Here is a 13,428-nt window from a genome sequence, read left to right as displayed (position 1 = left end):
CCTATGGGATTTCGATTATTTCTCTTTTCCGTCATGCACAGAGTGACTACGGTGGTGGATGTGACACAGTCGGCTCCCGTCCCCGAGAACACCATCGGTCCCCGCCCCGAGCGGTACATCGACATCTACCGTCGCGCCACCGCCCGACTCGAGGCGTGCCTGCCGCTCGGCTGGTCGCTGTCGAGCGACCGCCCCCGCTCCCCCGAGGCACCCACCCGGATGCTCGTCTCCGCCCCCGACGGCGACACCGTGTCCTTCTCCGTGGTCGCCTCCCGAGGTGTGCTCTCCGGCGACGTCGCGCGCATCGCCGCCGACCTGTCCGACTCCGACCGCGGCTTCGTGTGCGCCCACTATCTGTCCGATCCGGTGCGCCGCCAGCTCGACCGGCACGGCATCTCCTACGCCGACGCGACCGGCAACCTCTCGCTCGTCGCCGACCGCCCGGCGGTGTGGGTCCGCGACCGCGGCGCCGACGCCGACCCGTGGCGCGGCCCGGGCCGCCCGTCCGGGGTGCTCACCGGCGAACCGTCCGACCGCGTGGTGCGCGCACTCGCCGATCACGTCGGGGAGATCTCCGTCCCGGAACTGATCAAGCTGTCCGGCGCGTCCACCGGCGCGACCTACCGCGTCGTCGAGGTGCTCGTCGAACGTGAGCTCGTGCGCCGGGTCCCGCGCGGCCCGATCGTCGAGGTGCGCTGGGAACCGATGCTGCGGGCCTGGGCCGCCGAGCGGAAGGTGTGCGCGGTCCGCCGGTTCACCGCCCCCGAGGGCGTCACCGCGACCCGCGCGCGACTGGCCGAACGCATCGACATCCCCTACGCGCTCACCGGCGTCGGCGCCACCGACTACGCGGCCCCGACGCTGCTCGAGGTCTACGCCGACGACCCCGACGACTTCGCCGACAGTCTCGGCCTGCGCCCGGTCGAGCACGGCGGCGACGTCGTGGTGGCGATCCCCTGGTCGCCGGTGGTCTTCGAACGGATGGACCGTCGCGGCGGACTGCGGCATGCCGCCGTCTCACACGTCTACGCCGACCTGCTGGCCGGCCCGTTCCGCAACGACGATGCCGCCGAACACGTCCGCTCCCGGCTCACCGCGGACGAGCACTGGCGACGCCCGGTCCGCTGACCGCTGCATCCGGCCGATCCCCCTCCCCGGATCCACGGCCGAGCCTTTCGATCTTTGTGTACGGTGCGAACCATGACGGGTCGCCGCGACGACAGGAGTACCGATCAGATGACCGCGCCGCGCACCGTGGAGGACCTACCGTCGGCACTCGACGGCGCCGCTCTGTCCGATCGTCTCGCGGGCCGCCGGCCCGCGGTCTTCCTCGACTACGACGGTGTGCTCACCCCGATCGTCGCCCGTCCCGAGGACGCGGTGTGGTCGGATGCCATGCGCCGCACCGTCCGTGAACTCGCCGACCGCGTGTCGGTGTGCATCGTCACCGGCCGCGACCGCGACGTCGTCCAGCAGCTCATGGGGGTCGACGATCTCGTCGTCGCCGGCAGCCACGGTTTCGACATCTGGAGCCCCACCCACGGGCAGATCGCCCACGACGTCCTCACCGACTTCACCGATCTGATCACCGAGACCACCGAGACCCTGCGCACCCGCCTGGACGGTCTCGACGGTGTCGGCATCGAACCGAAGCGCGCGTCGGTTGCCGTGCACTACCGGCAGGCCTCCCCCGAGGTGCACGACCGGGTGGGTGCGATCGTCGAGACGCTGTTGCAGGAGAACCCCGACCGGCTCGCCGTGGTGCCGGGAAAGATGGTCTACGAACTCAAACCGGCCGTGGACTGGAACAAAGGCAAGGCGGTCCTGCACCTGATCGAGGTCCTCGGTCTCGCCTCCGATGACGTCGTGCCGCTCTATCTCGGCGACGACATCACCGACGAGGACGCCTTCCGGGCGTTGCGGGGTCGCGGCATCGGGATCCTCGTCGGCAGCCCCGACGACCCGGAGATGGCCGGACGCCGCACCGACGCCGAGTTCGTCCTCGCGTCGGTCGACGACGTCGAACGTTTCCTGTCGGCCCTGGGTAGATGACAGCGCCGCCGGGTGACAGCACCGCCGGACAGTTCGTGTCGAGTACGACCCGCCAGGAGGTTCGCGTGTACGACCCGGAGTTCACCCTCGACTACGACGGTTTCGATCCAGACGACGAACCCCTGCGCGAAGCCCTGACCTCGACGGGCAACGGCTACTTCTGTTCACGCGGCACCGCCGAGTGGGAAGACATGGGCGAGGTCCATTATCCGGGGACCTACGCGCATCGTTGCTACAACCGCGAGACCACCATCATGGGTGGCAGCCCGGTCCTGAACGAGGATCTGGTCAACCTCCCGAACTGGCTCGTGCTGAAGCTGCGCATCGACGGCGGCGAGGCGATCCGCCTGGCACAGGTGGAGATCCTCGACTACCGGCACGTCTACGACATCCGCACCGCCACCGTGGTCCGCGAACTGCGGTTCCGGGATCGGCACGGCCGCGAGACGTCGCTGTGCAGCAGGCGGTTCGTGAGCATGGAGCATCCGAACCAGGGGGCGCTCGAATGGTCGCTGACCCCGGAGAACTGGTCGGGGCGGGTCGAGATCGTCACCGCCCTCGACGGCCGGGTCTCCAACCGCGCCGTGGCCCGCTACCGCGATCTCGAGGCACGGCACCTCGATCCGGTCTCGCCGCGCACCTACGGCCCCGAGACGATCGCGCTGAAGGTGCAGATCCGCCAGTCCGACACCTACATCGCCCAGGCCGCCCGCACCCGGGTGTTCCGGGAGGGCTCGTGCGGGGCGATGCTCGTCGACCGCGATCTGTACCAGATGGAGGACTACATCCAGCAGGTCCTGTCCTTCGACATCGCCGAGGGCTCGACGGTGCGCATCGAGAAGATGGTGGCGATGTTCACCTCCCGCGACGACGCGATCACCGAGCCCCTCGCGTCGGCGGGCCGGCACGTGTTGCGCTATCCGGATTTCGCCGAGGCGTACGACGAGCACGTCGCGGCCTGGGACGAGTTGTGGGACATCTGCGACATCCGGCTGCCGCGGGAGCCGCGCGCGCAGTTGCTGTTGCGTCTGCACGTCTCGCACGTGCTGCAGGTCTGCTCACGGCACACCGCGCGTCTCGACGCGGGAGTGCCGGCGCGCGGACTCAACGGCGAGGCTTATCGCGGGCACGTGTTCTGGGACGAGATGTTCGTCTATCCCTTCCTGAACATGCGGGTCCCCGAGATCACCAAGGGACTGATCCTCTACCGTTACCGCCGGTTGGGCGAGGCGCAGGCCGCGGCGAGCGAGGCCGGTTACCGCGGCGCGATGTTCCCCTGGCAGAGCGGCAGCGACGGCACGGAGGAGACCCAGACGGTGCATCTCAATCCGATGTCGGGGCAATGGGATCCGGACTTGAGCCGGAACCAGCGTCACGTCAGCGCCGCGATCTTCTACAACGTGTGGCACTACTACCAGGCCACCGACGACGTCGACTTCCTGGCCGACTACGGCGCCGAGATGATGCTCGAGATCGCGCGGTTCTGGGCGTCGATCGCGCACTACAACCCGGAGCGGGACCGCTACGAGATCCATGGGGTGATGGGCCCGGACGAGTTCCACGAACGGTATCCGGGAGCCACCGAGGGCGGTCTGCGCAACAACGCGTACACCAACGTGATGGTCGCGTGGATCGCGGCGCGCGCCCTGGACGTCTTCGAGGTGTTGTCGAAGAGCCGGCGCACGGCCCTGCGGGCCCGGTTGCGGGTCACCGACGAGGAACTGCGCACCTGGTCGGAGATGAGCCGGAGAATGTTCGTGCCCTACCACGACGGGGTGATCAGCCAGTTCGAGGGCTACGAGGATCTCGAGGAACTCGACTGGGAGCACTACCGCACGAAGTACGGCAACATCGGTCGGATGGACCGCATCCTGCGGGCGGAGGGCCGCGACCCGGATGCCTACAAGGTCGCCAAGCAGGCCGACACGGTGATGCTGTTCTTCCTGTTCGACGATGCCGAGTTGCGCCAGGTGTTCGAGCAGCTCGGTTATCCCTACGATCGCGACCTCGTGCGCCGCACCGTCGACTACTACGACCAGCGCACCTCGCACGGCTCGACGCTCAGTCACGTGACGTTCGCCGGTGTGCTCGCCACCTTCGACCCGCAGTCGTCGTGGCTGCGGTTCAAGCTCGCGCTCGAGAGCGATGTCAGCGACCTGCAGGGCGGCACCACCAAGGAAGGCATCCACATGGGGGTCATGGGCGGCACCCTCGATCTGGTGCAGCGCTACTACGTCGGTGCCCGCGCGTACGGCGACGTGCTCGTCTTCCGGCCCAAGCTCGTCTCGCACCTCGACGGGGTGTCGTTCTCCATGCGGTACCGCGGCACTCCCCTGCGGGTGCGGATCGACGGCGACAAGCTGTCGGTGCGCGCCGAGACCGAGGGCTTCCGGGTGCCGGTGCAGGTCGCGGTGGACGGCGAACTCGTCGAGCTCGGCGCCGGCGAGTCGCACGAGTTCCGGCTCGCCGCCGTCCCTGCCTGACCGCGAGGAGGGCATCGTGGCCGAGACGCAGTCGCGGTTCCGTGCGGTGATCTTCGACGTCGACGGGGTGCTCGTCGATTCACCGCACGAGACGGCGTGGCGGGAAGCGCTGGCGGAGTTGATGACCGGCGACTGGCGCGACCTGCAACCCGAGACCTCCTGGACCGACGAGGCGTTCACCGCGGCGGTGTACCGGCAGGTGCTGTCGGGTCGGCCGCGGATGGACGGCGCCCGCGCCGCGCTCGAATACTTCGCGGTGCCCGACGCCGAGCGCCGCGCGGTGGACTACGCCCAGCGCAAGCAGGCCCGGTTGCTGCGGTTGATCGACGAGCGCCGGTTCCGCGCCTACGACGACGGGGTGCGCTTCGTCGCGGCCGTGCAGGCGGCGGGGATCGCGGTGGCCGCGGCGTCCTCGTCGAAGAATGCCGGGCTGTTCCTGCGGGCGGTCCCCGCCCATGACCGTCCTGGCGAGACGCTGCTCGACCGGTTCGACGCGGATCTGTCCGGCCGGCCGGTCGCCCACGGCAAACCCGACCCGGAACTGTTCCTCACCGCCGCCGACGAACTCGAGGTGCCCGCCCAGGCGTGCGTGGTCGTCGAGGACGCGATCAGCGGGATCCGGGCGGCGAAGGCCGGCGGCATGTGGGCGCTCGGTGTCGCCCGTTTCGACGACGCCGCCGACCTCGAGGACGCGGGCGCCGATCTGGTGGTGACCTCCCTCGACGAGGTCGACGTCGACGCCTTCACCGCCGGGCGACTGGCCCGCCGCGGATCGGTTTGACGCTCAGTCTATTCCGACGCCCTGCCAGTGCCAGTCGGTGATCACCGGCATGTCCTCGCCGTGGGTACGCACGTAGCGGGTGTGTTCGGCGAGGATGTTCTCGAATTCCTCGCGGGCGTGCCCGGCGATCGGCCGGATCCGCTCGACGCGGTCGAGGACGTCGAGCGCGAGGTGGTAGCGGTCGATGCGGTTGAGCACGCACATGTCGAACGGTGTGGTGGTCGTGCCCTCCTCGATGTAGCCGTGGACGTGGAAGTTCTCGTGGTTGGTGCGCCGGTAGACGAGACGGTGGATCAGCCACGGATAGCCGTGGTAGGCGAAGACCACCGGCTTGTCGGTGGTGAACAGCGCGTCGAAGTGCGCGCCCGGCAGCCCGTGCGGGTGCGCCCGGTCGTCCTGCAGCCGCATGAGGTCGACGACGTTGACCACCCGGATCCGCAGGTCGGGGAAGCGGCGGTGCAGGATGTCGACGGCTGCGAGGGTTTCCATCGTGGGGATGTCGCCGGCGCAGGCGAGCACCACATCCGGTTCGACGTCGCGGTCGGTCGAGGCCCACTGCCAGATCCCGATGCCCTTGCGGCAGTGGGTCATCGCGTCGTCGATGTCGAGGAACTGTACGGCCGGTTGCTTCCCGGCGACGATCACGTTGATGTACTGGCGGGTGCGCAAGCAATGATCGGCCACCGAAAGCAGGGTGTTGGCGTCCGGCGGCAGGTAGACGCGCACGACTTCGGGTTTCTTGTTGACGACGTGGTCGATGAATCCGGGATCCTGGTGCGAGAAGCCGTTGTGGTCCTGCCGCCACACGTGGGAGGTGAGCAGGTAGTTCAGCGACGGGATGGGGCGGCGCCAGCGGATCCGGTTCGTGGTGAGCAGCCATTTGGCGTGCTGGTTCACCATCGAGTCGACCAGGTGCGCGAAAGCCTCGTAGCTGGAGAACAATCCGTGCCGGCCGGTGAGCAGATACCCCTCGAGCCAGCCCTGGCAGGTGTGTTCGGACAGGATCTCCATGACGCGGCCGTCGGGGGCGACCCGGTCGTCACCCGGCTCGATGCGCGCGTTCCAGGTGCGGTCGGTGGCGTCGAGGACCGCGTCGAGGCGGTTGGAGTTGTTCTCGTCGGGCGCGAACATCCGGAAGTTCGTGGCGTTGCGCCGCATGACGTCGCGCAGGAAGGTGCCGAGGATGCGGGTGGCCTCGCCCGTGGCGGTGGCCGGTTCGGGAACGTCGACGGCGTAGTCGCGGAAGTCGGGCAGGATCAGATCCCGCAGCACCGCTCCCCCGTTGGCGTGCGGGTTGGCGCTCATCCGCCGGGTGCCACGGGGCGCGAGGTCGCGCAGGGCCGCGACGGGAACGCCGTCGTCGTCGAACAACTCCTTCGGCCGGTAGCTGCGCAGCCACTCCTCGAGGAGGCGGCGGTGCTCGTCGTTCCTGCGCGGATCACCGATCGGCACCTGGTGGGCGCGCCACGTGCCCTCGACCGGGGCGTCGTCGACCTCCACCGGGCCGGTCCAGCCCTTCGGGGACCGGAGCACGATCATCGGCCACGCCGGGCGGGTCGCGTTTCCCGAGCTGCGGGCGGTCTGCTGGATCTCGGAGATGCGGTCGAGCGCCGCGTCGAGGGCGGCGGCGAAGCGCCGATGCATGTCGGCGGGATGGTCGCCGGCGACGACGATCGGTTCGTGCCCGTAGCCGCGCAGCAGCGAGATCAGTTCGTCCTCGCCGATGCGCGCGAGCACCGTCGGGTTGGCGATCTTGAAACCGTTGAGGTGCAGGATCGGCAGTACCGCGCCGTCGCGGCGCGGGTCAACGAATTTCGTCGAATGCCAGCTCGCGGCCAGCGGTCCCGTCTCGGCTTCGCCGTCGCCGACGACCGCGGCGACGATCAGATCGGGATTGTCGAAGGCGGCGCCGTAGGCATGCGAGAGGGAGTAGCCGAGTTCACCGCCCTCGTGGATCGATCCGGGGGTCTCGGGGGCGACGTGGCTGGGAATGCCGCCGGGGAACGAGAACTGGCGGAACAGGCGCCGCATGCCGTCCTCGTCGCGGGAGATACTCGGGTAGACCTCGCTGTAGGTGCCTTCGAGCCACGCCGCGGCCACCGGTCCGGGTCCGCCGTGACCGGGACCCATGACGTACATCATGTCCAGGTCGCGGGTGGTGATGGCGCGGTTGAGGTGCGCGTAGACGAAGTTCAATCCCGGTGTGGTGCCCCAGTGTCCGAGCAGCCGCGGTTTGATGTGTTCGGGCCGCAGCGGTTCGCGCAGCAGCGGATTGTCCATGAGGTAGATCTGGCCGACGGACAAATAGTTCGCGGCCCGCCACCACGCGTCGAGGGTGTCGAAGTCGGTGTCGGTGGTGGGGAGCTGCATCGTTCTCCTCGTCGTCGCTGATATCCGGCGCCGGCCAGGGCTTTCCCGCGAAAGCGCATGCGGGGCCCGGCCTGCCGCGTACCCTCGCTCGGAACGGTACCCAATCGGGGAGGTACCCACTCCCGGTACCGACCGGAACGATCCGACACCGGAAGTCGAATGCGAATGCCCTGGGCCAGGACCGCACAGTCGATTACGAAGCACCGCAGCGGCGGGTGATCCATCCCGTTCGCAGGCCGCGCGGTGGGGGTGATCGGGCGCTCGTGGCGTTCGCACACCTGGTCACGGCGGTGGCCGGTGGCCGCGGATACTGGTTCGACGCCCGGGTGTGGTTGCTGACGGGACGGACCACCGGGTGGAACGAGATCCGGCAGGAGATCCGCACACTCGACGTGGCGTGAGCTACGAGGGGGTGGCCGTCGCCTCGTTCCTCCATCGCACCATCTCGCCGATCCAGCCCGGTGCGTACGGGGACGTCTGTCGCTCCGGGGATGTTTGCGCGTAGGCCACCACCTCGAAATTCACTCAGCAAAGAGTTGCCCGCACCAAATTACTCCATTACTTATCACACAAAATTGGATGTCGCCGCGAGAACACTCCAGGGAAAATCGGCAATTCAGAAATTTCGCATCTTCGGACAGCTCATACTGGTCATGTCACCAACCGGGCCCGCCACAAGGCCGCCGGTGGAGCCATGCCGATGGCGCTTCACCCAACGTTGTGAAACCACTGCAACGAACGCGGGAGGATCCGATGAACGCACCCTCCGACCAGTCCAGCGGAGAAGGCAAGAGTTTCTGGAAGTCCGCAGAGGGCATCGGGGCGTTGGCTGCACTGATTACCGCATTGGGGGCCGTTCTCGGCGTAATCGTTAGCACTCAGGGCCAAGAACCTCCTCCCCCGCCCCCCCAACGACACCTCAAGTCCATCATCCGAGCCCGCCACAGCGACGATTGCGCTCGTTTACGAAGATCAGGACTACGGGTGCACCGCGGATATTACGGTCCATATCGCGAATCAAGTGATTATCCCGACCGGGGCACGCCATACTATCCGGAATGTTCCTATTGGATTGCAGCCCTACTCCATGACTGGACTACTGCAGTGCAATTCTCTCGGAGTGCGCTGCAATCTGAGGGAATCAGGGGCGATCGATGTAGCCGAAGGTAGCCAATACGCGTTCGTGTGGGAAATAAACACTGACGCGCAAACGTGCAGTGCAACCCTCGATGAGGAATAGTCGTATCCTTCCCAGCGGCCTGCGATAGCTCACGTACTCTTCCGTTGCACCATCTCGCCGATCCAGGCCGGCGCGTACGGTGACGTGCAGCCCGGTGACGTCGGATAGTCCTTCAGCACCTCGAGGCGTTCGCCGATGTCGAGCGCGCGGGCCCGGTGGTCGGGGTGTTCGATGCCGACCTGCGCCAGGCACGTGTTCATCGCCCACTGCAATCGTTCGGGGGCGTTGCGCATGTGAGCGTCGATGATGTCGAGCAGGCCGGACAGGTCGAGGCCGTCGGCGTTCTTGACGACACGCTCGGCGGTGAGTGCCCAGCCTGCGCTCGCGACGATCGGATCTGGATCGGTCATCCATCGCCCGCGCAGCTCCTCCGCGTGCGGGTTCTTCTTCACGACGTAGTTCACGAACCAGTCGTGCACCTTCGGGGTGCCGGTCTCACGGACCATCGTGTCGAGTTCGTCGGCGGTGAACGCCTTCGGGCGGCAGATCAGCAGCGCGAGCAGCCGGGCGGCGGTGTCGCCGGTGGCCCAGAGTTGCTGCGCGAGCTCGTGCTGCGTCTTCACCCGCTTGGCGACGGCGCGCAGGGCGCTGAGGTTCACGCCGTGGTCGTCGCCGTGTTTCTCGTTCACCGCGCGGATCTTCGGGTCGTTGAGCGCGGCGAGTTCGGTGAGCAGCTCGTCGACGGTCGGAGCGTCCGTTGTCGTCTGTGCCACCGCGATCTCCTGTCCGTGCGTGTCGGTCGCGCCTCAGCCTACGAGCGCCGGGCGACAGCCTGGGCCGGTTCCGTCGTCGATTCGGGTGGGTTCGGCCCCGCTGAGCGGGGTCGGATCCACCCGAATCCGTTCACAGGCCGAGCTGGGTGACCGCGTTGCCGACGAGACCGGCGTGGTGGCGGCTGTACAGCGCGACCATCCGTTCGTCCGCGTGCCCGGTCTGCGTCATGATCGTCTGCGTGGTCGCGCCGCCGCGCACCGCCTGGGTGACGAACCCGGCCCGCAGGCTGTGCCCGCCGAGGGTGGCGACGAGGTCGTCGCTGAACCCGGCGCGGCGGGCGCGGCGCTGGATCATCGAGTGCACGGACTGCCCCGACAGCGCGCTCGTCCCCACCGTGCCGCTGTGGTGCACCGGCCGGAACAGGGGCCGATCGCCGTCCTGCGTGCGCCCGGCTGCCAGACCACGGCAGCAGTGCTCGGCCGGGTCGGCGGTGGCGTTGCCGAGCAGGTCGACGACGGCCTCGCGTCCGGACTCGTCCCAGGCGTCGAGCACCTCCCGCCAGCGTCGATAGGCGCACACCGGGCAGGTGTGCGGATCGGACCCGTACGGCAGGGTGACGGTGCGGCCGCGGGCGCTGCGGTCGGTCTTGGACCGGCGGACCCTCACGTAGAGCCCGTCGGCGCGGTGCGGGACGACGTCGGTGACGACGAGCCCGGTGAGCTCGGAACGGCGCAGCGCCCCGGCCAGTCCCATGAGCAGCAGCGCGGCGTCGCGACGTTCGGCGACGCGTTCGGCCCACCCGCCGTCGGCGGCCTCGGCGCGCATCGCGGTGAGGATGGTGCGGATGTCGTCGGTGAGCAGCGGGGTGCGCCGCGCCGGCGGGGTGGCCCGGTCGCGTCGGATGCCACGCAGCAGATCCCGAACCGATTCGTGCCCACCGGGTTTCGGCAGGTCTGCCAGGGCGTGCATCTTGTTGATGGTCGACACCCACCGCGACAGCGTCGACGGCGCGTACGCCCAGCGTCCGTCGGGGCGCACTTCGGCGGCCTTCTCGGTGAGGAACCAGCTCAGTTGCTCGGCGGTGGCCGGCATCGGACTGTGCCCGGTGCGTTCGCACCAGCGGGTGAAGATCGTCCAGTCGCCGATCTGGGCGGCGCGGGTGTTCTCCGAGGTCGCCTTCTCCCGCAGTCGCCGCATCGCGGTGGCGACCGTGTCCGGTACCGCGGGCACCTCGGGACGGGGCAGATCCGGGCTGGTCACGGCGTGTTGATCCTCTGGACACGCAGGTCGCGGGCGAGATGGTCGCGTTGTTCGATCACCAGGCGCCGCAGCGCGGCCGGAGCGGCGGTGTGGGCCTCGAGCCAGGTGTCGACGGGTTCGAGACTGTCGGCCGCGGGAAACAACCCGACGACGATCCGGCGGGCGATCTCGATGCTGCGGCTCGTCCAGGTCTCGCGGAGCACCGCGAAGTAGTCGGTGTCGTAGGCGGAGATCAGGTCGCGGCGCGCCCCGGCGCGGAACCCGGCGATGGTCGCGTCGAGGTGGTCGTTGGTGAGGGTGTGGTCGGCGAGGATCGTCGCCCACGCGTGCGCCTTGACCTCGGCGCGGGGGCGGGAGGCGAGTGCGCGCAGGTGCGCGGTGCGTCCCGAGGCGGTGTCGTCGTTGCGCAGTTCCTCGTCGAGGTCGGCCTCGTCGGCGTCGCCGGTGGTGGTCAGCGCCGCCCACCAGCTCCACCGCAGGTCGGGGTCGAGACGTAGGCCCTCCGGCGGTGCGACGTTGCCGCACAGGATCGCTCGCAGGTCGGCGGCGTGCCGGTCGTCGACGCTCGCCGCGACACCGACGGCGCGAGCGAACGCCAGCTGGGCGTCGCTGCCGGGTGCGGCACCGTGCATCCCGTCCCAGACCGCGTCGAGCCAGCCACGCCGCGCGTCGGTGCGCACCGAGTCGGGCACATAGTGTTCGACGGCCTGGGCCGCGTTGGCGAGCACGGCGGTGAGCAGCGCGATGTCGGCCTCGTGCGGGGCGAATCGCGCGGCCATGGACAGATAGCGGTCGACGGCGAGTTCCCCGTCGCGGGTCGCGTTCCACAGCGCCGACCACAGCAGGCCGCGCGCGAGCGGTTCCCGGACGCGGTCCAGGGTGGCCTCGACGGTGTCGAGCGACCGGGCGTCGAGACGGATCTTCGCGTAGGTGAGGTCGTCGTCGTTGAGCAGCACCAGCGCCGCCTCGGGCAGGTCGACGGGGGTGCGTTCGTCGGCGAGGTCGACCTCGACGCGGTGGGTGCGGACGAGGTCGCCGGAGTCGTCGGAGTCGTAGCAACCGACGGCGAGGCGGTGCGGGCGCGGATCGCTCTGGACGATCTCGTACCCGGTCCCGGTCTCCTCGAGGTGCAGGGTCGACACCCCGGTGGTCTGCAACCACGCCTGCGCCCAGGACGACAGGTCGCGGCCGGAGGTGCTCGACAGTTCGACGAGCAGATCGTCGAGGGTGGTGTTGCCGAAGGCGTGCTTGCGGAAGTACCGGCGGGCCCCCTCGAAGAAGGCGTCGCGGCCGACATAGGCGACGAGCTGCTTGAGCACGCTCGCGCCCTTTGCGTAGGTGATGCCGTCGAAGTTCAGCTTCGCGGCCTCGAGGTCGACGATGTCGGCGACGATCGGATGTGTCGTCGGCAGCTGGTCCTGCAGATACGCCCAGGCCTTGCGGCGGTTCGCGAAGGCCACCCACGCGTCGGTGAACTTGGTGGCCTCGGCGCTGGTGAAGGCGCCCATGAAGTCGGCGAACGACTCCTTCAGCCACAGGTCGTCCCACCACTTCATGGTCACGAGATCGCCGAACCACATGTGGGCCATCTCGTGGAGGATCGTGTTGGCTCGACCCTGGTGCTGGGCGGCGGTGGCGGCACCACGGAAGACGTAGGCCTCGGTGAAGGTGACGCAGCCGGGGTTCTCCATCGCGCCGAGGTTGTATTCGGGCACGAACACCTGGTCGTACTTGCCGAACGGATACGGATAGTCGAAGTGCTCGGCGTAGAAGTCCATGCCCTGCCGGGTGACCTCGACGATCTCGTCGGCGTCGAGGTGCTCGGCGAGCGAGGCGCGGCACAGCACCCCCAGCGGCACCGTCAGCTCGTCGCGGCTCCACGACGCGTCCACCCGGTGGTACGGGCCGGCGACGATCGCGGTGATGTAGGTGGAGATCGGCTGGGTCGGCGCGAACGTCACGGTCTGGGTGTCGTCGCGCTGCACCGTGCGCTCGGCGGCCTCGTTCGACAGCACCTGCCAGCGGCGCGGCGCGGTGACCACGAAGGTGAACGGCGCCTTGAGATCCGGCTGTTCGAAGCACGCGAACACGCGACGCGCGTCGGCCGGTTCGTACTGGGTGTAGAGATAGGTTTCGCCGTCGACGGGATCGACGAAGCGGTGCAGCCCCTCCCCCGACCGGCTGTACCGGCCGGTCGCGACGACGGTGACGACGTTGATCTCCTTCAGACCGCCGATCGTGATCCGCGCGCCGTCGTAGACGACGGGCACGAGCTCGCCGTTGATCGTCACCGACTCGACGGAGTCGCCGATGAAGTCGAGCCAGGCCTCGTCGGTGGAGGCGGTGAATTCGAGCGTCGTGACCGTGGGGAATCCGGTGCGGCGGGCATCGACGGCACCCCGCAGGTCGAGTTCGACGCGGTAGGAGTGCACGTCGAGTGCGCGGGCGCGCGCGGCGGTTTCGGCACGGGTCAGATTCGCGGAGCTCACGAGTCCCGATCCTGCCATCACGCGCCCGGACTCGACGGG

General features: G+C 68.8%; 9 protein-coding genes. 5 read left to right on the top strand and 4 right to left on the bottom strand.

The features are described 5' to 3' along the window. Positions 1-60 precede the first annotated feature (60 nt). The 4 genes from AC6CID_RS14840 to AC6CID_RS14825 all read left to right on the top strand — a co-directional run bounded on the left by AC6CID_RS14840 (position 61) and on the right by AC6CID_RS14825 (position 5,316). The gene (locus AC6CID_RS14840; protein WP_498354153.1) at positions 61-1,128 is read left to right on the top strand and encodes a helix-turn-helix domain-containing protein; all 1,068 of its coding nucleotides are present in this window, start codon (positions 61-63) and stop codon (positions 1,126-1,128) included. Positions 1,129-1,200: 72 nt separating this feature from the next. After that, a complete protein-coding gene (gene otsB / locus AC6CID_RS14835) occupies positions 1,201-2,052 on the top strand; it encodes a trehalose-phosphatase (protein WP_230810854.1) in 852 nt (283 codons plus the stop codon). A gap of 65 nt (positions 2,053-2,117) precedes the next feature. After that, positions 2,118-4,535, top strand: coding sequence for a glycoside hydrolase family 65 protein (locus tag AC6CID_RS14830; protein ID WP_217580196.1), 2,418 nt, complete (start codon positions 2,118-2,120; stop codon positions 4,533-4,535). A 16-nt stretch (positions 4,536-4,551) separates the two neighbouring features. Continuing rightward, the gene (locus AC6CID_RS14825; RefSeq protein ID WP_498354152.1) at positions 4,552-5,316 is read left to right on the top strand and encodes an HAD family hydrolase; all 765 of its coding nucleotides are present in this window, start codon (positions 4,552-4,554) and stop codon (positions 5,314-5,316) included. A gap of 3 nt (positions 5,317-5,319) precedes the next feature. Here the strand turns inward: AC6CID_RS14825 and AC6CID_RS14820 are convergent, their stop codons facing one another. Beyond that, positions 5,320-7,686, bottom strand: a complete 2,367-nt coding sequence (locus AC6CID_RS14820) for a phosphoketolase family protein (protein ID WP_498354151.1) — start codon at positions 7,684-7,686, stop codon at positions 5,320-5,322. Between the two features lie 263 nt (positions 7,687-7,949). On the opposite strand from AC6CID_RS14820, the gene AC6CID_RS14815 reads away from it, so the two are divergent. Next, positions 7,950-8,087, top strand: coding sequence for a hypothetical protein (locus AC6CID_RS14815; RefSeq protein ID WP_155738849.1), 138 nt, complete (start codon positions 7,950-7,952; stop codon positions 8,085-8,087). 868 nt (positions 8,088-8,955) lie between these two features. Here AC6CID_RS14815 and AC6CID_RS14810 read toward each other — a convergent pair. The 3 genes from AC6CID_RS14810 to pepN all read right to left on the bottom strand — a co-directional run bounded on the left by AC6CID_RS14810 (position 8,956) and on the right by pepN (position 13,389). After that, on the bottom strand, positions 8,956-9,639 hold the full coding sequence (locus AC6CID_RS14810) for a DNA alkylation repair protein (protein ID WP_498354150.1): 684 nt from the start codon (positions 9,637-9,639) through the stop codon (positions 8,956-8,958). Between the two features lie 130 nt (positions 9,640-9,769). Beyond that, positions 9,770-10,900 (bottom strand): site-specific integrase, encoded by a 1,131-nt coding sequence (locus tag AC6CID_RS14805; protein WP_258261160.1) that lies wholly within the window; start codon positions 10,898-10,900, stop codon positions 9,770-9,772. Further along, entirely contained in the window at positions 10,897-13,389 is a 2,493-nt protein-coding gene (gene pepN / locus AC6CID_RS14800) for an aminopeptidase N (RefSeq protein ID WP_498354188.1), read from the bottom strand. Before pepN ends, AC6CID_RS14805 begins: the two co-directional genes overlap by 4 nt. Between the last annotated feature and the right edge of the window lie 39 nt (positions 13,390-13,428).

This window comes from Rhodococcus sp. GQ147 (genome assembly GCF_059759155.1).
The sequence above is the reverse complement of the archived record's forward strand: the minus strand, read 5'-3'. Positions and strand labels throughout refer to the sequence as shown.

Excerpts from the sequence above, each read along its gene's own strand:
- otsB (WP_230810854.1), top strand. The coding sequence starts at position 1,201 with ATGACGGGTCGCCGCGACGACAGGAGTACCGATCAGATGACCGCGCCG.
- AC6CID_RS14820 (WP_498354151.1), bottom strand. The coding sequence starts at position 7,686 with ATGCAGCTCCCCACCACCGACACCGACTTCGACACCCTCGACGCGTGG.